Genomic DNA, 23,433 nt, shown 5'->3' with positions numbered 1-23,433 from the left:
TGGACTTCGTGCGACTCACATAATCGATCAGCAGAAAAGAGGAACGATTTATGGAGGTTGAACCGCTTTTTACGGTGAAGGTAGGCTGTCCGTACTGTGAACAGGTATTTGTTACTTCGCGTGTACGGCCTCGCTTCAAGAAGCCCTCACGCATTGACAGTGATTTTTGTACGCATTATGACGAGGGCAAGGTGAATCCGGACTATTACGTAGTTCGGGTATGTCCTTCATGTGGATGTGCATCCACAGAAAATTCCTTAAAACATTGGTACGAGCCGCAGCGTAGGAAGTTCGAAGCACGCATCGCGAACCAGTGGAAGAACCGTGATTACGGTGGCGAGCGGACTTGGGAGGATGCGCTTGCAACGTACCAGCTGGCTCTGTTAACAGCTCAGACTATTGGCGAGAGCCATCGTGTGGTTGCTGGTCTTCTTCACCATATCGCATGGTTGTATCGATACCGCAATGATGTGGTAGAAGAGCGTCGATATATGCAATATGCACTTGACGCCTATGTTGCCGTGCTGGAGCAGGAGTGGCGCGATCAGAACGATGCGCGGCTCATTTTTATTATCGGGGAGCTGTATCGCAGATTAGGCGAATTCAATGAGGCTGTGAAATGCTTCAGTAAAATTGTTCATGATAAAAGGATCATGGATGCGGCAATGATCCGAGCTGCTAGAGAGCAGTGGACCCTGATTCGTGAGGAAATGAGAGAAGCAACTGAAAACGCTACATCAAGTATGGCCGATTGAATGAGGAGACAAGAAGACGTGTATCCGGCAGAAGTGGCGGGTACACGTCTTTGTCTTGACCAGTGAAAATCAATCCTCACTGATCCATGCATTCTATCGAATCGCGCGGTCTGCGAGCAAATAATCGTTATCCGCGTCGACGATGACGAGGCGGTTGCGACAACAAGGGAATACAAGGAGCCGTTTCTTGCCGTCATGGATATCAGGAAGCTCATTTGGCTTAATGGGAAGAAGGACATTGTCTTTCTTACAAAACGGGCAGGTTGATATATACAGGTCGCCCATTAGCTGATCATACGGCAGTGTATTTTCAAATGGTATCATTCCTTGGTGTTCTCCGATGATTGTTCTGCGCCAGAAGGGCTCTGATCGGCCTTATTAAGCTCCGCGAGCTTCTGTATAAGAATGTGCTGCGGCATATGCATGAGCTGCTCTAAGGGAACATTAAGCGCCTTAGACAGTTTGACAGCAGTGTCTGCAGAGATTGGCAATGGTTTCATCTCACGAACCTCCCTATGCGAGTTCTTATAAATTTTGATATAGTTTAGTTATACACGGTCAAGGTGCAAAACTCAAACTTTGCAAGGTTGAATAGGTGTGGACAAATTAAGCCAAATGAAAGGTGTGTGCACGATGAAACAACCGTTAAGTCAAACATGGGATTTGGATGTCATTTTTGAAGGTGGATCAGAATCCGAAGCACTGAAGGCTTCATTGTCAACCGGTGAGCAGAAGATTGCTTCGATCACGAATGAGCTTAAGGCAATGGCGATTCCTCAATCTGGTAAAGAGGCGCAACAGCTTGCTAAATTGACTGAGCAGCTGCAGCAGTTGATTATAGAGTTGCGTGAGGCCGGTGCTTACATAGGCTGCTTGACGGCACAAAATGTGAAGGATAAGAAAGCGATTCAGTTATCGGATCGTGTACGTTCCATCGGTGCCCGAATGGTAACCTTGGATACGCTTTATGATGAGCTTTTGCGCGGCATGGACGAGCAAGTATGGTCTGAATTTGTTGCACTGCCTGAAATTGCAGGCATTCGTTTCAATTTGACTGAACGCCGTGAATGGGCAAAGGAGAAAATGTCACCGGAGAAGGAAGCGCTTGTAGGCGATTTGGCAACGGACGGATATCACGGATGGAGTGCCAACTACAACACAATCGTATCCCATTTCCGCATCACGCATGAAGAGAATGGGGAGACGGTGCATCTTTCTGCAGGACAAGCTGACAACAAGCTGTCCGATGCTGATCGCTCAGTGCGCGAGGACATGTTCGTGAAGTGGGAAGAAGCATGGGAGGAGCGTGCTGACTACTGTGCAGACGCATTAAACCGCATTGCAGGCTTCCGTTTGAAGCTGTATGAGAACCGTGGATGGAAGGAAGTATTGAAGGAGCCCCTTGCTTATAACCGGATGTCACAGGCGACACTGGATGCAATGTGGGATACTATTACACGCAATAAATCGGCGTTCGTGAAGTATTTGGAGCGCAAGGCGAAGCTGCTTGGTGTGGAAAAACTCACATGGTGTGATGTAGAAGCGCCAATCGGCAGCACGCAATCGAAGATTTCTTATGATGATGGCGCCCGTACAATAGTAGAGCAATTCGAGAAATTCAGCCCACGTATGGCTAAATTTGCAGTGAATGCTTTCGAGAAGCGCTGGATCGAAGCAGAGGATCGCTCTGGCAAGCGCCCAGGCGGGTTCTGTACTTCGTTACCTGTAAGCAAAGAAACGCGTATATTCATGACATATGCTGGTACACCATCGAACGTGTCTACGCTTGCGCATGAGCTTGGACATGGTTATCATACGCATGTGATGGAAGACCTGCCTCCATTTGCACGGGGGTATGCGATGAATGTGGCAGAGACGGCTTCCACATTTGCAGAGATGATCGTAGCAGATTCTGCGGTGAAACAGGCGAAGGATGAGAAAGAGAAGCTGACACTGCTGGAGGATAAGCTTCAGCGCTCAATTGCGTTCTACATGAATATTCATGCGCGCTTCCTGTTCGAGACTCGCTTCTATGAGGAGCGTAAGCAGGGTGTATTGTCTTCGGAGGAATTGTGCTCACTTATGGAAGAGGCACAGAAGGAAGCGTTCTGTGGTGCACTGGATTCGTACCACCCGCACTTCTGGGCGTCCAAGCTGCACTTCTACATGACGGGTGTACCGTTCTACAACTTCCCATACACATTCGGTTACTTGTTCAGTACGGGATTGTATGCGCGGGCTTTAGAAGAAGGTGAATCCTTCGCAGCGAAATATGATGCATTGCTGAGAGATACAGCAGTAATGACGGTAGAGGATCTTGCACAGAAGCACCTTGGCGTAGATTTGACGAAGCCAGATTTCTGGCAATCGGCGATAGATGTGACATTGCAAGACGTGGAATTGTTCCTGCAAATGACTGAATAAATTAGAGTGACAACGGATAGACCGTGCAAGTTAAATGAGGCTTACATAGAAAGGAAAAACAACTTGGCGACATCAACTAGGCTTCTTAAGCTGTTCCATGCTTTGTTTTACTCAACGAATGCCGTTCTGCTTTCTTATTTGCCGCTTCTATTGCGGGAGCGGGGTTTCGAACCGTTTGAAGTAGGCACTATATTAATGTTGGGGCCTTTTCTAGCGATGTTTGCACAGCCTGCAGCAGGTCTGATTAGCGACCGCATCCGAAAGGTTCGCCCGCTACTAATCGGCTTGTGGATTGTATTGGGAATATCAGCGTCATTAGCTTTTTTGACAACGGATCGTATCCTTGTCGCGGTAAGTATTCTGATTTTGTATATTTGCTATCTTCCATCGATTTCATTGCTTGATACGTTAACAGTTAAAATAGCCAATTCTATGCAGCAATCATATGGAGCTGTTCGCCTTTGGGGTTCAGTTGGCTTCACCGTAACGGCTGTAACGCTAGCACAGGTATTTGATTTGGTGGGCGGAGTGGATTCACTGTTCTGGATGTATTTGCCGGTCTGGTCCAGCTTTTTTATCGGTATGTTCTTTTTGAAGGAACCGAGATATGATGATGGTGAGCCGGATGAAGCGGTGAACATGACCATTTTGAAAAAGGCGCTCACCATTCCTTCCTTGCTTGTATTGCTTACTCTTATTTTCGTCATCGGGATGCCCCACCGGATGAATGATGCGCTGCTATCGCTGCATATGAGCGATTTGGGCGCTAGCTCCGGGCAGGTATCGATTGCATGGGCTGTTGCAGGATTCAGTGAAGTTTTTGGCTTCATCATTATGGGACGAATCATGAAGCGTTATCGAATGTTGACATTGCTATCCGCCGTAGGCATGCTATATGCGCTTCGATGGCTGCTGTATTCCATAACGACGGAGCCGGTGATGTTAATCGTACTGCAAGGATTGCATTCGATTACGTATGCTTGCTTCTGGGCCTTAGCAATCGAATTCGTAGTGCAGCTTCTCCCGCAGAAATTAGCAGCTACAGGACAATCGCTGCTCGGTATGGTGTTCTTTGGTTTGTCCGGATTGGCAGGAGGAGTTATTGGCGGAGCACTGCAGGAATCGTATGGCGGTAATGTCATGTACAGCATTGGTTTTGTTCTTGCCCTTCTTGGAACTTTTGGCTTCATGTTGTGGAACCGCAAGGATCGCAAGCGCACGCTTGCAGTTGAACAAGAAGCAACTGTATAACTTGCATAATGGAATTGGAGATTAAACTTATCATTTACAGTGCTGAATAGCTGTAAGGTAGGTAAATAGGTAATCCAATAACAGCGGGGCAGCCCTTAGTAGCATTCTACTAGTGGCTGCCCCGTTTGTTTTGGATATCGAATATGCAATATTAGAATTTGAATACTTGAATCGTGCGCTGCAACTGGATCACCTTTTGCTGCATTTGCTCCGTAGCATCGGCCATCGCTTGGACGGATGTAATTTGTTCATTCATAGAAGCAGATACTTGCTCTGTTCCCGCAGCAGATTGCTGTGTAATTGCTGAGATGTTCTCGATGGAGCTTGAAATGTTTACAGCTCCCTCCAGCATCGTATCACTTTCATTCGCGAAGGCGGCAATTTGTTCGGTAATAAATTGAATGCTATCTACAATTTCTAGGAAGATGCGCTCTGTTTCTTTAATTAATTCCGTTTGGGCGTGAACGACCTCTTCATTGACTTGAATATTCGTAATTGCCTGGCGGATGCCTGACTCAATGCTTTTCACCAGAGTAAATACTTCCTTCGTCGAAGCGGAAGATTCTTCAGCAAGCTTGCGAACCTCCTGTGCGACGACTGCGAAGCCACGGCCATGCTCGCCAGCACGTGCCGCCTCGATAGAGGCATTAAGGGACAATAAGTTCGTCTGCTCAGCAATGTCAGAGATGGTGCGTGTAATTTTGGAGATGCCATCTGCTTGTCGTGCAAGTTCCTCAATTGTCGAAGCTACTTGATCAGTTGCCTCGATGTTGCGCTGCATGCCTGCGCTTTGTGTCTCGACTGCCGTTCTTCCCTTAGCAACGAGACCGACTGTAAGGGCAGAACGCTCATTCATTTCCTTCGTAGAGTATGTATAGGACTCAACCTTCTGCTCAATTTGCTTGACGGAATCCGACATCGATGCGACATCTTCGGAGATTTCCGCTGCTCCAATCGCAAGTTCATTTGATGAAGCTGTCACCTGTTCCATAACGAGCTTTAAATTGTGGTTCATATGATACATTTCTCTGCTTGATTCGGATACGTGCCGCGTAATATCGGTCGTTTGGCGTAAAATTTCACGAAGCTTAATGATCATGGAATTAAAAGCATGCCCTAACTCGCCAAGTGAATCATTCGTTGTCACGTTCAACGTTTGGGAGAAGTCACCCTTCGATACTTGCAGGGCTGACTGGGCAATGTCTTTGATCGGGGCACTCAATGAACTTTCCAGAAAGTTAATAATGGGATAGCTAACACCGATCAGGATGGCGATAATGATTATCCCGGTTGTAAGCGATACATCAGCTAGGAGTAGGACTATTGTCGCTAATGCGAATAGGCCGACGATACTGTAACAGCCGAACAGCAGCTTTTGTTTGAAGTTTAACTTGTAGAACCAGTTCATAGGACCGCTCCTTTCCCCTGTCATGCCAAAATTTAGAATTTGAAATCATTATAGCATCGGCTGGGAAGATGGTCTATGAAAATGTTAGTAAATTCAACACGATTAGACGAAATTCGTCAATACCATTTTAGGTGATGTAAAAATGTGTTGATTAAAGGAAAATAATCCCTTATACTGTGACTAAAGAACCATAAAATTGAAGCTGAGCTTCTGTCAAAATAGGGAGGAATGAATAAGATGAAGTCTGTCTCGATTCCATTAGCTAGGCAAATAAGCCTAGTTTTTGAGAAATTAGAATCAGAGCTGATTGGTTTGACAGGTGGAACAATTGTAGTTTGTCTTCGCAATGATATCATTGGGAAATTCGGTGTGAAGCACGATGCGTTGGAAAGCTGTGCTGGTGAACTAAAGCCGATTCGACAAGGATTGTCGAGGCAGCAAATTGCCCAATTTCTGCAAACGGCGATTGATGCGCTGAAACATAAGAAGAATTGGACGCATGGGGAGATTGTGTACGATTTTACAGTTAGGCATGGGGAGCTGTATGTCAGCACATGGTTTGAATCGAATCATAATATGGTTCATATTTTGGATAAGAAGGAAGAGAATCTACATACTTACAGAAATGTATCTTAATGTGTTCATTTGCAATTGTCGAATGTTATTTGTAAATAAGAAAGCAGGAGTCCCTTCTAACACCAGTTGGTTGTAGTAGGACGTCCTGCTTTTTTTCGTAAGTATGGGGTGTTGCGTAACTAGCTTAAAAAGGTTCAACAGCTAAGCTTAGCGAGCGCGGCCGGCCAATTGCTGTTCAGCAATTTGTACAAGACGCTTCGTGATGTAGCCTCCGATGGAGCCCATATCGCGAGAAGTATAGTTACCGTAGTAACCATCTTGAGAAATTGGAATACCCAATTCTTGAGCGATCTCAAATTTCATTTGTTGAAGAGCTGCTGTTGCTTGAGGAACAACGAGATTGTTGGAACGGCTTCCGCTTCCTTGTTGTTGATTTGGCATGTTGTTCACCTCCTTGTGATAGTTATTATGGAGAGATAGAGATGAAATATGCGAGAGGAAGTGCTCGTTGTGAAATGTAAATAATGCCAAGTTGTCCTGGTCCGGCATTTATGGGAGGAACCCAAAAAGGAGGCTTGTCGCCTCCCCTGTTATGGATGTTGAATTTCAAGCTCTAAGTTGAGGATAACTGGCTTGTTCGGCTCAAGTTCAATCAAGCCTGTAACCTCATTGCCGAATGGAAGATTTGGCGCATCAGGAAGCCAAGTATAAGGCTCTATGCAGATAATTTCATTCGCAGTGCCTCGAGTGTAGAGAACCCAATGCTTGAACCAAGGCTCATTGCCTGTATAGCGGATACGATAACCGTCTTCGCGGGCCAGCCAAGCTTCAGGCTTATGCTCGCCTATGCTGAATACCGTATCGAAGTCGGTTCCTTCTAGGTTCATTCCGGAGAGCAGCTTCTCGTTATCACCCAGCGGCAACGTATTTCCTGTCATAATAAGCTCTTCGTCCAGCTCATACACACCTGTAACTGGAACCTGCAGGGTCCAACGGTTCGGTTCGCCATCAAGTTGTAACCACGTATGTGTTCCGAAGCCAAATGGTGCAGTCTGCTCACCAACGTTGGTTACTTGCAATTGTTGTGTCAGTTGGCTTCCCTTCAGTTCGTAAGTAAGCTCGAACTGGAGAGGTGTTGGATATTGCTCCATCCAGCGCTTATCCTCAGAAGAATGGAACTGAACCGTGACGATAGCGTGATCTTCGGTTGCTTCGGCACATGTAACTTGCCACGATTGCAAGCGATGCAAGCCGTGAATGTGATTGTTGTTGGCTGTGTTCTGATCAAACTGATAGGACACTCCTGCATATTGGAATTGTCCGCGGCGTATCCGTCCAGGCGGCATAAGCATAGGGATGCCGAAGTGGTAAGGTTTGGTCATATAATAATCCAGATCGCTCTCAGCTGGCGTACGCAAAATATCGCGTTCAAGCACTTTGTCCCACAGACGAATGAGATTAGCGCCTAGGGAAGGCAGCAATGTTGCCTCAAGCGTGTCACTGTGAAGAATAACTGTCTCATGATCGTTCCATTTGCCTCTCGTAATCTGATACATGCGAATTGCCCCTTTGCTCGTGAAGTTATGTAATGGTTTGTTATTTTCATGATAGCAAATTCACGCATTAAAGTCATTGAAGCACACAAGGTCTAATTCAAGCGGGCGATAAACGGGCAACAGAACAGATTGACAAATACAATGATCTTCGCTATCCTTATGGCTAATTCCTAGTTATGTAGAGCTCGCATAAGTGATAGGATATAATTGAATTCGTGTAAAATGATGATGAGGACAAGTACGCTATGCGGTAGCTCCAGAGAGTCGGTGGTCGCTGTGAACCGACGCGAATGCATAGATGGAATGGGCCTCGGAGTGCTGTGTTGAACCAGTGATGTGCAAGAAGTAGACATAGCCGCTGCTCTGCGTTACAGAGGTCAAGGCTTGCAAAGAGGGAGTCAGCATCGTTTGCTGATGCTTCCTAACATTCGTAGGACTGTGCTTGTTAGAAGTCACAGCCATACGATTATGCAGGCGAATTAGGGTGGCACCACGGTTCTTCGTCCCTTGCGGATGAAGGGCCTTTTTTGCGTTCTCGAGTATGACGATACAAGAATAATGATATTTGTGGAAAAGGAAGTGTTGCGTGATGAAACGCGTATTATCTGGTATTCAGCCAAGCGGTCAATTGACACTTGGCAACTACATCGGAGCAATCCAAAACTTCGTGAAGCTGCAGGAAGAACATGAGTGCTTCTTCATGGTGGTAGACCTGCATGCTATTACTGTACCGCAGGATCCGGAAAAATTGCGTGAGCAGACAGAATCTGTAGCTGCCTTGTATATTGCGGCAGGCCTCGACCCAAGCAAGTCGAACATTTTCCTCCAATCTCATGTTCATCAGCATGCAGAGCTTGGATGGTTGATGACGACACTCACCTATATGGGTGAGTTGGAGCGGATGACGCAATTTAAGGATAAGTCGGAAGGGAAGCAGTCAGTTGGAGCGGGCTTGTTCGTATATCCATCTCTTATGGCTGCAGATATTTTATTATATCAAGCCGATCTTGTTCCCGTTGGCGATGATCAGAAGCAGCATTTGGAGCTTACTCGGGACTTGGCTGCACGCTTCAACGGGCGCTTCGGCGACTTCCTGACTGTTCCAGAACCGTATATCCCGGAAGTCGGCGCACGGATTATGTCATTGGATGACGCCTCCAAGAAAATGAGCAAAAGTAACCCTAACCCTGGAAGCTTTATTGCCTTGCTAGATGATCCTGCTGTTATTCGAAAGAAAATCAGCCGTGCGAAGACGGACTCTGAAGCGCTTGTGAAGTACGATCCTGCGAATAAGCCGGAAATCAGCAACCTGATGAGCATCTATGCTCACGCTGCTGGTATGTCCATTGCTGACATTGAAGCAAAGTACGAGGGCCAAATGTACGGTCCTTTCAAGAAAGACTTGGCAGAGCATGTAGCTGCGCTCATCGAGCCGCTTCAAGCCCGCTATCATGAAGTAAGACGCACAGGTGAACATCACGAGGCGCTGCGTCGTGGTGCTGAGCGGGCACGTGAAGCGGCAGAGCAGACTTTAACGGAAGTGAAGCGCCGGATGGGCTTTGTGCTCCCGCAATAAATCTAGGACGATTTGTTAAGCCTGCTTGCCTGCTGTATGATCTTGTTGGGCCAAGCTTCGCCGACGAAGCTTGGCCTTCACAATGAAGCCGCATCCCATATTCACGATAGCAAGTATGGTAAAGAGAAGAGCAAGCCAGACACTTTGGCTGATGGAGATCGCTGTTGCGATCAGCAGGGCGATGGAAGAGCATGCGAACCATAGTGATAACCATTTGTTCATGGGGAAGACTCCTTTTCGCAAAATAATGTTACAGATAAGTATAACATTTTGCAGGCCGGATAAAATAAGTTTGCAAGCTTGCACAACTAGAAGCGCCTAATTGCGAAAGGAGATTCACCTATGTCTAATCGTTCTGGTTCCAACAACTTGGTTGTTCCTCAAGCTACTGCTGCATTGCAGCAAATGAAATACGAAATTGCTCAGGAATTGGGCGTTCCAATTCCACAAGACGGCTACTACGGGAACTACACTTCCCGTGATACCGGTTCTATCGGGGGATACATGACGAAGCGTTTGGTGCAAATGGCACAACAATCGCTTTCCGGCGGTTCCCGCTAATCGAAATGCACTAATGATTTGGCTACCCTGCGCGCGGGGTAGCCTTTTATTATGAAAAGTGAGCATCAACAGCATTTGGCCAAAAAAGAAGGTACAGTGGATCCTGTCTTCACAGATTCCCTGTACCTTCTTCTTCTAAGTGCCCTTACACGCCGTTTCTATTCGTATTCCAATCCAAAATGCTTGCCGGAGTGAGTTTTGCTTAGCCAGCCTACGAAATAATCAAGCGTCTCATACTTGGCGTTCATCATGACGACAGCAACGAGGGGGAATTGCTTGCGATGCCTATACCTGACATCGGCCCAGCGAACGGCATATCCATAACCGGTTGGCTCTACCGTTGCACAAGCGTAGCGTGAAATGTACAGGAGCGCTTCTACAGCAGGGTGCTCCTTGGAAGCTTCTACTGCTGGATGCTTATCGCAGTAGGCCGTCTCTGTCCAATGGAGACGATTGTGATTCCAGTTCCCGATTCGGTATGCCCCTTCTGGAAGAGGCTTGACTACATTCCATCTGGATAGCGATACGGTCGGAATAAGTGTATACGTGTCCGAATGGACGTACTCTTCATCGAAGAGCAGCATCTGATCCTTAAGCTTCTTGTGTACAGATGCCCTCCATAAGAAGTACACAAGGAGCAGCGCATACAGCACGGGAAATACCATTCTTGGTGACAAGACACCCAATCCCCACAATGCTACAGCTACGAGGTGGGAAGAGAAAATAATCGGATCGAACAGCGAGATGAAGTCAAAGGACAGCCATTTGTCTGTAACAGGCCACGCCGCTTGGGTTCCATAGGCATTACACAGATCAGTAATGACGTGTATGACTACGGCGAGAGCGGTCCAGAGCAGAACGTGCCAGAACAAGGCACCCTTGTTCAGCAAAGTCATTAGACCTGCGATAAGCAGTGCCCATATTGGCAGCATCGGGATGGAATGTGAGATGCCTCGATGCTGACGAATATAGGTGGTGTTGTCCTTCAGCTTGAGTGCAACATCCGCGTCTGGAGCCTGTGATCCGAGCAGAACACTGAAGAAGACGGCCGAAGCCGTGGCAGGATGGGTCATGACGGCAGGATCAATGTGTGAGAGTCCGGCAAGCCCCAATCCAATAACAGCATGTGTGCTTGTATCCATATTCGTAATCACCCTCTTGTATTGTGAGCAATTATGTACCAGAATATGACTCATGAGTACAATTCACAAGAAGGATTCAGTGGGGGCAACATAAGAAAGAGGGGGAATCAACCATGAACATTATATTTGTCGAGTATCGAATTGATCCGGACAAGCGAGAAGCATATTTAGAACAGATTACAGAGCGCCTGCGGCCATTTCCTCAAGTCGTATTATATGAAGGAACTGACCAACCTAACGTATTCGTGGAGCAGTGGATGGATACCACACACGAAGAGTATTTGCAGCTAAGACGGATTCGTCTGGAGGAAACAAGTGAATGGGACGTTATTACCGCTTGCATTCCTGGCGGCAGATCCAAATTGCATATCTGGGAGTTCGCATCAATTTCCAAATAAGTATAGCCACATACGCTATTGTGAGGAAGATCCAATAGATTGTCAAAATGATGAACGATGCTACGAGACATTGTCAGCAATTGGACGTTTTTGATATGATGAAAATTACAGCGGAAACACAAAGTTTCTGCTCTTGTTTGTACAACACAAGGAGGAACAGGTCATTTTGGATAAACAATATACGTACCAGACTCCTTCCGACTCTATCCCGCTATCGCCGGAACCGGTGCGGGTCGAATTATGGAAAGAGTTTGTTCAGTTAACGAAGCCGGGCATTATTCGCTCCAACTTAATGGCTGCATTCACAGGGTTTTGGGTGGCAGCCAAATGGGATATTCCGTGGATGACCTTGCTGTGGATGATAATTGGTACCGCACTTACGATGTCGTCCTCATGCGTGTTCAACAACTATTTTGATCGAGATTTCGATATGAAAATGGAACGTACGCGCAATCGATCGCTTCCTACGGGACGTTTACAGCCGAATGTTGTGCTCTGGTATGCCATTATTCTTGGTATTGCAGGTCTGTCGGTCTTGTTCCTGATGACCAATCCATTGACAGGATGGTTTGGCGTTCTGGGCATGTTTGTTTATGTAGTCATTTATACATTATGGTTGAAGCGAACATCGACATGGAGCACCTCTGTTGGGGCCATTTCGGGAGCAATGCCACCCGTTATGGGGTATACATCTGTGACAGGTCAAGTGGATGAAGGGGCTATCCTGTTGTTCCTCATTCTATTCCTGTGGCAGCCGCCTCACTTCTGGGCGCTAGGCATTCGACGTGTTGAAGAATATCGTGCCGCTGGATACCCGCTGCTTCCCGTAGTCAAAGGAATCGAGCGGACGAAGAAGCAAATGATCCCGTATGTTGTGCTGCTTCTGCCGGTTACTTGGCTGTTCTATTCGTACGGCTATGTAAGCTGGATTTACGGGGTATTAGGAACCATTCTTAATGTGATTTGGCTGTATATTTGCATCTCGGGCTTCAAGGCGAAGGACAATGAAGCTTGGGCGAAGCGCAACTTCTTGTTTTCGATTAACTGGTTATTGCTGCACTTGTTCATTCTTGTCTTGGATACGATGGGGAAAATGTAATATCGCATCAAATCGAGTTAATTGGAATTCAGCCTGACCACTAAAGGGAGTGTAACGGGAGGAACAGACGATGTCTCAATGGGCGAAGAAGTATTCTTTGCAAATCTTCTTAATGTCACTGGTTGTGGTATTTGCAATTATTGCTGCTTGGTTATACTGGCCGCGTGAAGATTTCAAGAAGGCACCGGATTTTTCTATGCAGAATGTGGATGGAAGCACAGTAAGTCTTGATAGTACGAACGGGAAGGTAAGGCTCTTCTATTTCTATTTCACGAATTGTCCGGACGTCTGTCCGCCGACGACATTTATGCTGTCTGAAGTACAGACTTTACTGCAGGAGAAAGGCGTATTTGGTAAAGAGGCAGGTATCGTATCCATCTCCTTCGATCCGGAGCGGGATACGATGGATGCGATTAAGACGTGGTCGCAGAAATTCAACGCTGACTACTCAGGCTGGTATTTCCTTCGCGGAAAAGAAGAGGACGTGGCCAACATGATGCCAGCGCTGGACTCTGCTGTGATGAAGGATCAGGATGGCAACTTTACGCATCTCAATGTCATCACTCTAGTCGATCAGAAGGGTAATATTCGCAAAGCGTATAACGCGAATGATCGGGAGCGAACAACGCCTGAAATCATTGCGGAAGATGTCATGAAATTAATTAAATAAGAGATTAGGTAAGCGGGGGAAGATCCGGATACACGATGTATTCGTCTAACCCCGCTTTTTCTAATTGTTGGATTAAATACTCATCTGGCGTACCTTCTACTCCAGCATATCCTCGGCGCGTATAGAGATGATCTGCATCCGGGAACGTATCTCGCAGAATAGCTCGAATGCGTTTCCCAGAAGAGTCATTATCCATAAATAAGTATACGGGCTTATCTCCAACCTGTTTACGCAGTTTTTCTGTGCGATCGGTATTCAATGTCCCATATGTGCACATGATGTCAACTTTGTCAGCCAACAGCTTTCGCAAGCGGCTGCGATCGTTTTTGCCTTCTACGATGAGAGCGATTTCCATCGTGTTCACCTTCTTCCTCTATGCGGTACGGGCAGCATTCCGAATCTGATGGAAATGATCCGGCCAGTAATTCTCCCATTATCAATAGTGTACCACGAATGATGAAATCCATTGCGGTGATGAAACGAGAAGCGCATGACAAAATTGGCTTGCCCGGAGGCAAGCCGTATAAGGAGAGAGCAAGATGGGGGGTTACAGCAGAGGAGCACGCAGAATGATGACGAGCAGGATGAACAGGGCGAGAATTACGGTGGTTATTGTCCAGAAACGTGCGCCGAACGCTAGCTCTGGCCCACCGCCAGGCTCAGTATAATACCCCAACTAGGTTCACCTGCTTTCGTCGGTAGTCATTTCTCATCATTATAGTATGTTCGCGGAATTATCCTGTTCTGTGTATTCACCCATATTTGGGAATATGGGCGCAAACCATGTGAAGGCATCAAGATGCCGGGACAGGACATTCAGCTCTTGTTCTTATGTAGTTGGGTTCGTCGAAGGTGGACGCGTGCTGTGGACAGTCTTCTTCACTAACGATGTAGGCTTGCCTGGCGGGAGCAGCGTAACGGCTGTCATAAGGACGAGAAATGCGATGAAGTACGGCGATAATTGCCCACGGAGCTGCCCGGCAATCATCGGTCCAATGAAGGAGCCGATAGAAGAAGCAATCGATAAGATAGAGAAGATTCGTCCGTATCTGGCCCCGCCGCTCAGCAACAAGAGATGTGCTGATAAAGCCGGTAAAATGATTCCCTTCGTCATGCCGATAAGAAATAAGGAGAGAAGTAAAGGAACAGGCCAGTGAATTGCCAATAGAAAGAACAGAATCGCTAGCGAAAAGGAGCCGAGCCATGTGCGCATATAAGCTGAATATTGATTCAAGAACAACATGCTTAAGGTAAGGAGCGCCCCGAGGCTGATGGCCGAGAACAATACGCCTGTTTTCATTATTGAGGTTAATGCGTCAGCCATAAATGGCAACTCAAAAAATAAGATGCCCTGCGAGCAGGCAATGGCAAGCGGCATAAAGTAGAAGCGCCATGGGATAGCAGGTGCATGCTCAGAAGTTGCAGCTGGTGTTGAAGTAGGGATGCTTGGTGCTGTCGTCTTAGAGGAGGGACTTTCACTTTCTTGAACATCTTGAATAAACAGCCATGCCAACATACCAACAAGGATAAGGCCAATGCCCAGCGCTTGGAACGCCATGACGAATCCGATTTGGGACACGAGATAAGCGCCAGCGGCAGGAGAGACAACAGAAGCCAATGTATGGACGAGCCCATTGCCCGCCATCAACTTGCCTTGATGAACATGATCGCGTGCCATTCGTGCAAGCAGAGACAGGCAAGCAGGGGAGAGGAACGCGAGTACGAATCCGCTTATAGAACGTAGAATAAGCAGCTGCCATGGGTTGACGACATGGGCCTGAAGCATGAGAATAATGCCGGCTCCAATGAGGCTGAACACGATGAAGATGCGGCTGCCGAAGCGGTCTACTCCGTAACCGGCCATGACGTTGCCAGGCAGATGGGTGAACGAATACATACCCATCATTAATCCGATGAAGGATGGAGCAGCACCAAGAGAGATTGCAAATGGGGTCAGAATGGGGTACTGCGCATGCAAATCGAAAAACGCAACGAATAAAAACAGGTAGAGCCAAAAGACAGAACGCAAGCCAAGTCACCTCCAGATCGCTATGGTATACTTGTACGTATTAGCGGACGAACTTAGTACCCGAATTTGGCTAATGATGTTAGATGGTCTGACTGTTGCATCATATGGGAATGATGTATAATACGCTTTGGAAAGGGTGATTGAAGAAGTGAGTCAACTCGAAATGTGGTTTGAATTTATTAAGCAAAATTGGCTTGTCTTCCTAATCGCACTCATCGTACTGCTCGTAATTGTTAGTTTCGTGAAAACGATGATAAAATGGGCGCTGGTCGTCGTAATTGTCGCTGCTGTAGCCGTCTATAGCGGAATTACGTGGGACGACGTGAACAACGTAGTGACGACAGTGAAGGATGAGACTGTGCTGAAGCTGAAGGATCAAGCGATGAACTCCATGATGGAGGAAGCGAAGAAGGCGACGTTCAAGAGCAATGAGGACGGGACTTATACGATCAAGTCGCCGAATTTGGAGCTTACAGGCACTCCTAACAGTGACAAAGTGAAATTATCGTTCAATGGAGTCTCCCTTGGTGAATGGAGCATGAACGATACGATTCGCGATTTCGTGAAGGAAGCGAAGCAGAACAAATGAGTACTGGATTGCAGTGGGAATGGAACGCGATAACGCTAGTACTGCTTGCGGTCGTGCTTCTTTCCGCAGTTCAAGGGGTGGCGAGAGGCGCTTCGGGGTCCATGCGCCACCTCTTTCTATTTGTTGCTCAGTCGGCCTGCACCATTGTATCACTTATCCTGTCCTTCGCTGCTGCGATGTGGCTCTCGCCCATGGTACAGCGTCAGTTCGTTGATTGGAATATTGTTATACCCTCCCATGCACTGGCTTGGTGGGAGCAGATCTATTATACCTTCGTGACAGGAATACGGGACTTCGCACTGCTGCGCGTTGCAATCTTATTCGGCATCATCTATATGCTCGTCCGAGGAATAATGGGTTGGCTCGTTTCTTTGATCTGGAGCGGGGCTTCTGTGGCGAGTCAAGAAGAAGGAAGCTCATCTTCTCGCTCAGGGTTCATGCAAGTGATAAGCCGTATGGCCAATTGGCTAACGGGTGGTGCAATTGGTGCGCTAATTGGTGGTGTGCGCGCCTTCATCATTATTATGGTGTTATTCGTATATGTTGCCCTTCAGCCTGCTACGAAGGCAAGCGATATCATTCAATCCTCTTCTGCTTATCGCACGGTGGCTAACCAAGTGATCGAGCCGCTTGCGGGGTCATTAATTACAGAGAGTCTGCCTGTCTTCACCTCCCAAATGGGGCAGGAATTCGGAGAACTTCTGCAGCGACGATATGAAGTCATTGATAATCAGATTTCTTCCGATGTGAAGCAAGCCGCGCGTGATGTGACGGCAGGAGCATCGACCGATGAAGAGAAGGCGCGACGCTTGTATGATTGGGTCGGTTCCCGGGTTCAGTATGATTGGGATAAGGCCAAGCAATACGAGACGAAGCGGATTTGGAAGGAGCAGACTCCGGAAGATACCTTTGCTACGAAGCAGGGGGTATGTATCGATTATGCACGTCTGTATGCAGTTATGGCTCGTTCCTCAGGGCTTCAAGTCAAGGTTGTGACCGGTCTTGGATACAATGGCAATGGCGGCTATGGTCCGCATGCCTGGAATCAGGTCTGGCTAAGCGAACAGAAGAAATGGGTGCCGCTAGATAGCACATGGGCATCATCGGGAGATTGGTTCAATCCTCCTAAGTTCGACACCACTCATATTCCAGACAAGCCATTGACGATAAGATAATTTGCGGCGATGGCGATTAGAAGCTGCACAACCTTTGAATATAGGCAAATCAGTATGGTAAAATAAATAAGATTGTACAGCAAAAGTTAGCAAGAAAGGATGATTGGCATTGAGTCATCCAAATGCGGATGATCCGCAGAAGCGGGAAGTACAGAACCGGCGTACGTTTTCGTTTCGGTTGAACTTATTCTTTTTTATTACATTTTTGATTTTCACCGTGCTTATCGTGAGACTGGCCATTTTGCAATTCGTTGAAGGTCCCGCCCTGAAGGAGAAGGAGTCCCAGCTTGGATTCCGGGAAACGGCGGTACCGCCGCTTCGGGGAACTATTTATGATGCTTCGAATACGCGGCTAGCCTATTCCACAGCGTCGCAATCTCTTTACTTCAATGTGGTGAAGAATTACGGGGATCCGAGCAAGAAGATGACGGATGACCAGAAGAAGAATCGAGCTGAAGTAGAGCAGCTTGCGAAGCAGCTCGAGGAAATATTCAAGAAGATAGGCAGTCCTCAAGACAAGCCATTAACAGCTGAAGAAATTTTGAAGCGAATGGACTTGGGTGGGAAGATGAATTTTGTTTTCGTTCCTAGGCTCATTAAATCAGGATTGACGAAGGAAGAGGTTGCTTATTTCCTGGAGCATAAATCGCAGTTCAAAGGCATCGATATCGTCGAGGATAGTGTCCGTAACTATGATAAGGATACGATCGCAGTACAGACGGTCGGTTATTTGAAAAAGTTCAAGGGTGTTCGCGAGCGGATGCCGTTCTACAAGGAACAGTATGAGAAGCAGGAACAGCTTCCTACGGAGAAGGAATACTTGGAATACGAGGATGTTGGCGTTGACGGCATCGAATTGATGTATCAGAACGAGCTGCGCGGTTTGAACGGGGTGAAGAAGTTCCCGGTCAACGTGGCGGGTCGTATTATCGGGCCGATGCAGCTGACGAAGCCGGAGCGCGGCAACAACATACATTTGACTATCCATCGCGATATTCAGAAGGCAACAGAGAAATCGATCATAGATACACTGGAGAAGATTCGCAATTCCTCGAACCGCATTGAGTATGCGCCAAATGCCCGTACTGGTTATGCAGTTGCGATGGAAGTGGATACCGGTAATATCGTGTCGATTGCCAGTATGCCGGATTATGACCCGAATGTATGGCGCAACGGCCAAATCAGCGTCGAGGATTATGAGAAGATCCAGTTTTATATGGGAAATGGGGCCGTTCGCGAAGTCTATGGTCCGTATAATGATGACAAGGAGCGCGGACGTCATCCAACTTCCCTTGTCTATCTTGGATCTACGATGAAGCCATTGTCGGTTCTCGTCGGGTTGAAAGAAAGATTGTTCGGTCCATGGGAAGATTACTATGACAAAGGTTACGGTGAATTCGGCCGCCGCGGCCATGAGACGAAGGTATGGAACTCAAGCAAAACGTCTTACGGTTACATGGATGCAGCAAAAGCCTTGAAAGTATCTTCTAACGCCTTTATGGTGGATATGATTGGTAAGAGACTCTTCTCCCTTACAGACAGAAACGGTTTGGAATTGTGGGATAAATACATGGAAGCCTTTGGTCTTGGCGTGAAGACAGATAGCGGCTTGCCTGGTGAATCCGCAGGATTGAAGGACTATCTGGTAGAGGCGGAGCGCAACAATGCACAGTCCGCTCTCGTATACGCCTCCTTCGGTCAGCAAGGGAAGTATACAACCTTGCAGCTCGCTCAATATGCAGCTACCCTAGCGAATCATGGTAAGCGCATTAAGCCGCAATTCGTAAGCAAGATTACAGATGGGGATGGCAAGGTAGTCAAGTCATTCGGTCGTGAAGTGTTAAATGAGACGAATTTCGATGACACGCACTGGCGTGTCGTTGAAGAAGGGATGTCGAAGGTTAACGTTCACGGTTTTGATGGATTCCCATACTCGTTCTATAGAAAGACGGGTACATCGCAGCAAGATATAGCAGGGAAAAGACTAGAAAACGCCGTGTTCATTGCCTATGCGCCGGCAGATAAGCCGAAGCTTGCGGTTGCGGTTGTCGTACCAGAGGGCGGATATGGTTCCTACGGGGCAGCTCCGATCGCGCGTGCTATGTTCGATGCGTATGATGAGGTATACGGATTGACGGGTACACCGAAGAAGAAGCAAGGTACAGGCGGCGAATCTACGGATGCAGCTAACAACAATCAATAAGCAGGAGGAGTCGCTGCGTTCAGTGGCAATGATGCATTTCTGAGCGTTGCGAGCCTCAAATAAAGACTTTTTCATATCGTACATGGTGTCACCGATCAGGGAGCACATCGCATACGATAAGGAAAAGTCTTTTCTTTTTGCAAAACTATATGTCTAGGGAAAGAATTTTTTTTATACAAAAATAGTTGCATTAGGTAAACATATTTGTGTATATTAAACAGTGATCAGTGATAAACGTAATCATTACAAAAAAACATTGGGCATTCATGTGGGAGGGAACGAAAGATGACGAAGGCAGCTGAAAGACCGAATGGGAAGTTCAAAATGAATTCGGCGTTGAAGCGGTTGGTTATGACGATATTGTTCTTAAGCGTAGCTGTAGGATTAGCAGCATGTGGCGGCAGCACAAACGAGGGCAAGACAGAGGGAACTGCAACGTCTGCCGATGCTCATCCAATCAAGGTAACAACTACGATTGGTATGATTGCTGACGTGGTGAAAGAGGTAGGAGGAGAACGTGTTGATGTAATTGGGTTGATGGGTCCAGGGGTTGACCCTCACTTATACAAAGCGTCCCAAGGAGACATTAAGAAGCTGGATGATGCGGACATCGTATTCTACAACGGCTTGCATTTGGAAGGGAAGATGGTCGATATTTTGGAGAAAATGAGCGGCAGCAAGACGACGGTTCCCGTCTCCAGAACAATTTCGGAATCTGAGCTGCTCGCAGATCCGACATTAGCACAATCGCATGATCCGCATATTTGGTTCAATGTGCAGAATTGGATCAAGGCGACGGAGGTCATTCGTGACACGCTGGTGGAATATGATGCGGCACATGCAGAAGCCTATAAGCAGCGTGCAGAGGCATATGTAAGCAAGCTGCAAGAGCTTGATGCGTATGTACACAAGCGGATAGAAGAGATTCCGGAAGGGAGCCGCGTGCTCGTGACGGCGCATGACGCGTTTGGATATTTTGGCAAGGCGTACGGCATGAAGGTTATGGGGCTTCAAGGAATCAGCACGGCTTCTGAATACGGAAGCAAGGATGTATCCGATCTTCGCGATTATCTGGTGGACAATCAGATTAAGGCAGTTTTTATTGAATCGAGTGTACCGAAGAAGGCAATTGAGGCGGTCATCGAAGGAGCGAAGAAAAAAGGCCATGAGGTCGTCATTGGCGGTGAATTATTCTCGGATGCAATGGGCGAGCCGGGGACAGAAGAGGGAACTTATATTGGCATGGTTCGCTTCAACGTCAATACGATCGTCGATGCACTGAAGTAATGTACATAACTTCGAGAGATATAACATGGTAGGAGAGGAGCGAAATGAGCATGATGGATAAGGGGAATACGCCGCTTCGTGTGAGTGGCTTAACTGTTGCATACCAGAAGAAGCCCGTGCTTCGCAATGTTAGCTTTACGATACCGGAGGGAAATTTAATCGGCATTATCGGGCCGAATGGTGCAGGGAAATCTACACTTATTAAATCTGTGCTTGGATTAATTCCGCGAGTAAGCGGAGAGGTGAATATATTCGGCAAGCCTTACTCGGAAAGCCGCAAACGGGTAGGCTACGTCCCACAGCGCGAATCTGTGGATTGGGATTTCCCCACGAACGCACTCGATGTTGTAATGATGGGCCGTTACGGACACTTAGGATGGTTCAAGCGACCGGGCGCGAAGGAGAAGGAGATTGCGCTCGATTGTTTGGCCAAGGTGGGAATGGCGGATTTTGCAGATCGGCAAATAAGTCAGCTGTCCGGCGGACAACAGCAGCGTGTATTCCTAGCAAGGGCGCTTGCCCAAAACGCGGACATCTATTTTATGGATGAGCCGTTCGTTGGTGTAGATGCGATGACGGAGAAAGCGATCATTACATTATTAAATGAATTGAAGCGTCAGGGGAAGACCGTGCTTGTTGTCCATCACGACTTGGCAACAGTGAAGGAATACTTCGATTGGGTAATGCTTCTGAATGTAGAATTGGTTGCCTGTGGAGAAACCGAAAAAATATTTAACACAAGCATGTTGCAGCAAACCTATGGCGGCAGACTTACCGTGTTGGATCAAAATGCGGGTGCCGTCATGGTAGGAACGAGGTGAGTGCAATGTTCGGAATATCTTGGGACGTGTTGCGTGATCCGAATACACAGTGGATTCTCGTCGGTTGTTTGCTGCTCGGTCTCATGAGTGGCATTGTGGGCAGCTTCGCTTATTTGCGGAAGCAGAGTCTGGTCGGGGATACGCTCGCGCATGCTGCGCTGCCAGGCATATGCATTGCTTTTATGCTCACTGGGGTTAAATCGCTGCCCTTATTTTTCCTAGGAGCCTTCTTATCCGGTATGCTGGCAACAGCGGGAATTTCAGTCGTGACGCGCTATACGCGCATCAAAGCGGATGCGGCAATGGGGATTATGCTGTCGGTGTTCTTCGGTGTTGGCATTGTGTTGCTGACGCAAATTCAACATTCCAGCTACGGTAACCAAAGCGGACTCGACAAGTTTCTGTTCGGCCAAGCAGCTTCCATGATGCAGAGTGATGTCTATACGATGGCAGGTGTGTCGCTGCTTATTATTGTGGCATGCAGCCTGCTGTTCAAGGAATTCAAGCTGCTCAGCTTCGATCCTGGCTTTGCGCGCGGACTCGGGTTTCCGGTTGGCGTGCTGGAGCAGCTGCTTATGCTGTTTACCGTAATTGCCGTCGTTGTTGGCATTCAGGCAGTCGGCGTTGTGCTTGTTGCGGCACTATTGATTACTCCTGCCGTATCTGCACGCTATTGGACCGATCGACTCGGATTAATGGTGCTGCTCAGCGGGCTGTTTGGAGCAGTAAGCGGCATTATTGGCACACTTGTCAGTACGACGACGAGCAATTTACCTACTGGCCCGCTCAGTGTATTGGCTGCAACCTTCGTCTTCTGCTGCTCGGTTGTATTTGCCCCACGCCGCGGTGTGCTCGCGAAATGGATTCGTCGGATCCGTAATCATCAATCGATTCGGGTGGAGGAACGAATTCGTCTAGAGGAGACGGAGCCTCGATTGCGAAAGGAGGCGTCGTTGTGACAGACCTATGGATTATACTGACCGGTGCGCTAGTAGCTGCAACTTGCGGGATATTGGGCTGCTTCCTCGTGCTGCGCAAAATGTCCATGATCGGGGATGCCATCAGCCATTCCGTGCTTCCCGGCATCGTTATAGCCTTCATGCTAAGCGGCTCACGTGATTCGTTCGTCATGCTGCTGGGTGCGTCCGCAGTAGGCTTAGTAACGGTATTTCTCATTCAGCTGTTTCAAAATAGCGGCGTGCAATCGGATGCATCAATTGGAGTGGTATTTACCGCATTATTCGCGGTTGGCGTTGTGCTCGTAAGCTTGAATGCACGCAATGTGGATCTGGATTTGGATTGTGTTCTGTTTGGTGAAATCGCCTATGTCCATTGGAATACAACGACCTTGTTCGGCATCGACATGGTGCCGAAGGCTGTATGGATACTCAGTTTTACACTGCTAGTGATATTGCTCGTCATCGGGCTGTTCTATAAGCAGTTCAAAATATGTGCATTCGATCCGGCGATGGCTATAGCCTGCGGCATACCTGTTGCGTTATTCCATTATTTGCTGATGGGACTCGTGTCCATGACGACAGTGGCTTCATTTGAAAGTGTAGGAGCTATCCTTGTCGTCGGCATGCTTATCGTTCCAGCTTCCACCGCCTACTTGCTAACGGAGCGCTTGAGTCTCATGATTGTGTACAGTGTGGCCATTGGAATTGGATGTGCAATAGCTGGCTACTACCTGTCCTCCTTACTCGATGCGTCAATAGCGGGAATGATGGTCACGGTAGCGGGCGCATTGTTCATACTTGCCTTTCTGTTGTCCCCGACTCATGGAATGCTGGCCCGCGTACTGAAGCGTCGTCGGATTGCAGAGATGACTGCTTAGAAGCGGCTTAGGAACACCCTTTGCTCCTGATTATGGAGAGGGGTGTTTTTTTGTTATTGCCAGATAGGAACCACTG

At 47.6% G+C, this 23,433-nt stretch carries 26 protein-coding genes and 1 other annotated feature; of the genes, 16 read left to right on the top strand and 10 right to left on the bottom strand.

Going from position 1 to position 23,433, the window contains the following annotated elements:
* The first annotated feature begins 50 nt into the window (after window positions 1-50).
* Window positions 51-755, top strand: coding sequence for a DUF2225 domain-containing protein (locus PBN151_RS22070; RefSeq protein WP_065290678.1), 705 nt, complete (start codon window positions 51-53; stop codon window positions 753-755).
* A 93-nt stretch (window positions 756-848) separates the two neighbouring features.
* Here the strand turns inward: PBN151_RS22070 and PBN151_RS22065 are convergent, their stop codons facing one another.
* Both PBN151_RS22065 and PBN151_RS22060 read right to left on the bottom strand, forming a co-directional pair.
* On the bottom strand, window positions 849-1,079 hold the full coding sequence (locus PBN151_RS22065; RefSeq protein WP_065290677.1) for a hypothetical protein: 231 nt from the start codon (window positions 1,077-1,079) through the stop codon (window positions 849-851).
* On the bottom strand, window positions 1,076-1,255 hold the full coding sequence (locus tag PBN151_RS22060; RefSeq protein ID WP_021258599.1) for a YycC family protein: 180 nt from the start codon (window positions 1,253-1,255) through the stop codon (window positions 1,076-1,078). Before PBN151_RS22060 ends, PBN151_RS22065 begins: the two co-directional genes overlap by 4 nt.
* A gap of 133 nt (window positions 1,256-1,388) precedes the next feature.
* On the opposite strand from PBN151_RS22060, the gene PBN151_RS22055 reads away from it, so the two are divergent.
* Both PBN151_RS22055 and PBN151_RS22050 read left to right on the top strand, forming a co-directional pair.
* On the top strand, window positions 1,389-3,179 hold the full coding sequence (locus tag PBN151_RS22055; RefSeq protein ID WP_072730707.1) for a M3 family oligoendopeptidase: 1,791 nt from the start codon (window positions 1,389-1,391) through the stop codon (window positions 3,177-3,179).
* 63 nt (window positions 3,180-3,242) lie between these two features.
* Window positions 3,243-4,430, top strand: coding sequence for an MFS transporter (locus PBN151_RS22050; protein ID WP_072730706.1), 1,188 nt, complete (start codon window positions 3,243-3,245; stop codon window positions 4,428-4,430).
* 151 nt (window positions 4,431-4,581) lie between these two features.
* On the opposite strand, the gene PBN151_RS22045 is transcribed toward PBN151_RS22050, so the two are convergent.
* Entirely contained in the window at window positions 4,582-5,838 is a 1,257-nt protein-coding gene (locus tag PBN151_RS22045; RefSeq protein ID WP_021254263.1) for a methyl-accepting chemotaxis protein, read from the bottom strand.
* Window positions 5,839-6,075: 237 nt separating this feature from the next.
* Here PBN151_RS22045 and PBN151_RS22040 point away from each other — a divergent pair, with 237 nt between their 5' ends.
* Window positions 6,076-6,474, top strand: coding sequence for an O-methyltransferase (locus PBN151_RS22040; protein WP_072730705.1), 399 nt, complete (start codon window positions 6,076-6,078; stop codon window positions 6,472-6,474).
* 147 nt (window positions 6,475-6,621) lie between these two features.
* Here PBN151_RS22040 and PBN151_RS22035 read toward each other — a convergent pair whose 3' ends face one another.
* Together PBN151_RS22035 and PBN151_RS22030 are read right to left on the bottom strand one after the other, a co-directional pair.
* Entirely contained in the window at window positions 6,622-6,855 is a 234-nt protein-coding gene (locus PBN151_RS22035; RefSeq protein WP_005551150.1) for an alpha/beta-type small acid-soluble spore protein, read from the bottom strand.
* Between the two features lie 149 nt (window positions 6,856-7,004).
* Window positions 7,005-7,970 (bottom strand): aldose 1-epimerase, encoded by a 966-nt coding sequence (locus PBN151_RS22030; RefSeq protein ID WP_072730704.1) that lies wholly within the window; start codon window positions 7,968-7,970, stop codon window positions 7,005-7,007.
* Between the two features lie 216 nt (window positions 7,971-8,186).
* Window positions 8,187-8,481, top strand: a binding site (T-box leader).
* A 78-nt stretch (window positions 8,482-8,559) separates the two neighbouring features.
* Here PBN151_RS22030 and trpS point away from each other — a divergent pair.
* The gene (gene trpS / locus PBN151_RS22025) at window positions 8,560-9,546 is read left to right on the top strand and encodes a tryptophan--tRNA ligase (RefSeq protein WP_072730703.1); all 987 of its coding nucleotides are present in this window, start codon (window positions 8,560-8,562) and stop codon (window positions 9,544-9,546) included.
* 15 nt (window positions 9,547-9,561) lie between these two features.
* Here trpS and PBN151_RS22020 read toward each other — a convergent pair whose 3' ends face one another.
* Window positions 9,562-9,768, bottom strand: coding sequence for a DUF5325 family protein (locus PBN151_RS22020; protein WP_072730702.1), 207 nt, complete (start codon window positions 9,766-9,768; stop codon window positions 9,562-9,564).
* Window positions 9,769-9,888: 120 nt separating this feature from the next.
* Between PBN151_RS22020 and PBN151_RS22015 the strand changes: the two genes are divergently transcribed.
* Window positions 9,889-10,107, top strand: coding sequence for an alpha/beta-type small acid-soluble spore protein (locus PBN151_RS22015; protein ID WP_072730701.1), 219 nt, complete (start codon window positions 9,889-9,891; stop codon window positions 10,105-10,107).
* Window positions 10,108-10,265: 158 nt separating this feature from the next.
* Here the strand turns inward: PBN151_RS22015 and PBN151_RS22010 are convergent, their stop codons facing one another.
* Complete coding sequence (locus PBN151_RS22010) at window positions 10,266-11,249, bottom strand: metal-dependent hydrolase (protein ID WP_072730700.1); 984 nt, start codon at window positions 11,247-11,249, stop codon at window positions 10,266-10,268.
* A 113-nt stretch (window positions 11,250-11,362) separates the two neighbouring features.
* Between PBN151_RS22010 and PBN151_RS22005 the strand changes: the two genes are divergently transcribed.
* From PBN151_RS22005 to PBN151_RS21995, 3 genes are all read left to right on the top strand, one after another.
* The gene (locus PBN151_RS22005) at window positions 11,363-11,647 is read left to right on the top strand and encodes a hypothetical protein (RefSeq protein ID WP_065290670.1); all 285 of its coding nucleotides are present in this window, start codon (window positions 11,363-11,365) and stop codon (window positions 11,645-11,647) included.
* A 166-nt stretch (window positions 11,648-11,813) separates the two neighbouring features.
* A complete protein-coding gene (gene cyoE, locus PBN151_RS22000; protein ID WP_072730699.1) occupies window positions 11,814-12,746 on the top strand; it encodes a heme o synthase in 933 nt (310 codons plus the stop codon).
* A gap of 70 nt (window positions 12,747-12,816) precedes the next feature.
* A complete protein-coding gene (locus PBN151_RS21995; RefSeq protein WP_065290668.1) occupies window positions 12,817-13,416 on the top strand; it encodes an SCO family protein in 600 nt (199 codons plus the stop codon).
* A 4-nt stretch (window positions 13,417-13,420) separates the two neighbouring features.
* Here the strand turns inward: PBN151_RS21995 and PBN151_RS21990 are convergent, their stop codons facing one another.
* The 3 genes from PBN151_RS21990 to PBN151_RS21980 all read right to left on the bottom strand — a co-directional run bounded on the left by PBN151_RS21990 (window position 13,421) and on the right by PBN151_RS21980 (window position 15,445).
* Entirely contained in the window at window positions 13,421-13,771 is a 351-nt protein-coding gene (locus PBN151_RS21990; RefSeq protein ID WP_072730698.1) for a toprim domain-containing protein, read from the bottom strand.
* Window positions 13,772-13,963: 192 nt separating this feature from the next.
* Window positions 13,964-14,092 carry a hypothetical protein gene (locus tag PBN151_RS32345; RefSeq protein WP_260612440.1) on the bottom strand — a complete coding sequence of 43 codons (129 nt, stop codon included), beginning with the start codon at window positions 14,090-14,092 and terminating at the stop codon, window positions 13,964-13,966.
* A 153-nt stretch (window positions 14,093-14,245) separates the two neighbouring features.
* The gene (locus tag PBN151_RS21980; RefSeq protein WP_072730696.1) at window positions 14,246-15,445 is read right to left on the bottom strand and encodes an MFS transporter; all 1,200 of its coding nucleotides are present in this window, start codon (window positions 15,443-15,445) and stop codon (window positions 14,246-14,248) included.
* 163 nt (window positions 15,446-15,608) lie between these two features.
* Here PBN151_RS21980 and PBN151_RS21975 point away from each other — a divergent pair, with 163 nt between their 5' ends.
* From PBN151_RS21975 to PBN151_RS21945, 7 genes are all read left to right on the top strand, one after another.
* Window positions 15,609-16,034: an ATPase gene (locus PBN151_RS21975; protein WP_174811119.1), complete on the top strand. Its 426-nt coding sequence runs from the start codon at window positions 15,609-15,611 to the stop codon at window positions 16,032-16,034.
* Window positions 16,031-17,209 (top strand): transglutaminase domain-containing protein, encoded by a 1,179-nt coding sequence (locus PBN151_RS21970; protein ID WP_072730695.1) that lies wholly within the window; start codon window positions 16,031-16,033, stop codon window positions 17,207-17,209. Before PBN151_RS21975 ends, PBN151_RS21970 begins: the two co-directional genes overlap by 4 nt.
* A gap of 109 nt (window positions 17,210-17,318) precedes the next feature.
* Window positions 17,319-19,412, top strand: a complete 2,094-nt coding sequence (locus PBN151_RS21965) for a peptidoglycan D,D-transpeptidase FtsI family protein (protein ID WP_072730694.1) — start codon at window positions 17,319-17,321, stop codon at window positions 19,410-19,412.
* 285 nt (window positions 19,413-19,697) lie between these two features.
* Entirely contained in the window at window positions 19,698-20,699 is a 1,002-nt protein-coding gene (locus PBN151_RS21960) for a metal ABC transporter solute-binding protein, Zn/Mn family (protein WP_072730693.1), read from the top strand.
* A 50-nt stretch (window positions 20,700-20,749) separates the two neighbouring features.
* Entirely contained in the window at window positions 20,750-21,520 is a 771-nt protein-coding gene (locus PBN151_RS21955) for a metal ABC transporter ATP-binding protein (RefSeq protein ID WP_090513654.1), read from the top strand.
* Between the two features lie 5 nt (window positions 21,521-21,525).
* Window positions 21,526-22,479 (top strand): metal ABC transporter permease, encoded by a 954-nt coding sequence (locus tag PBN151_RS21950; RefSeq protein ID WP_021258579.1) that lies wholly within the window; start codon window positions 21,526-21,528, stop codon window positions 22,477-22,479.
* The gene (locus PBN151_RS21945) at window positions 22,476-23,357 is read left to right on the top strand and encodes a metal ABC transporter permease (RefSeq protein ID WP_072730692.1); all 882 of its coding nucleotides are present in this window, start codon (window positions 22,476-22,478) and stop codon (window positions 23,355-23,357) included. The genes PBN151_RS21950 and PBN151_RS21945 overlap by 4 nt, the downstream gene beginning before the upstream one ends.
* Window positions 23,358-23,433: the final 76 nt, after the last annotated feature.

It is taken from the genome of Paenibacillus sp. NAIST15-1 (assembly GCF_001894745.1).
Classification (GTDB): Bacteria; Bacillota; Bacilli; order Paenibacillales; family Paenibacillaceae; genus Paenibacillus_B; species Paenibacillus_B suaedae.
Note: the sequence above shows the minus strand (reverse complement) of the source record. Positions and strands in the feature narration are given on the sequence as shown.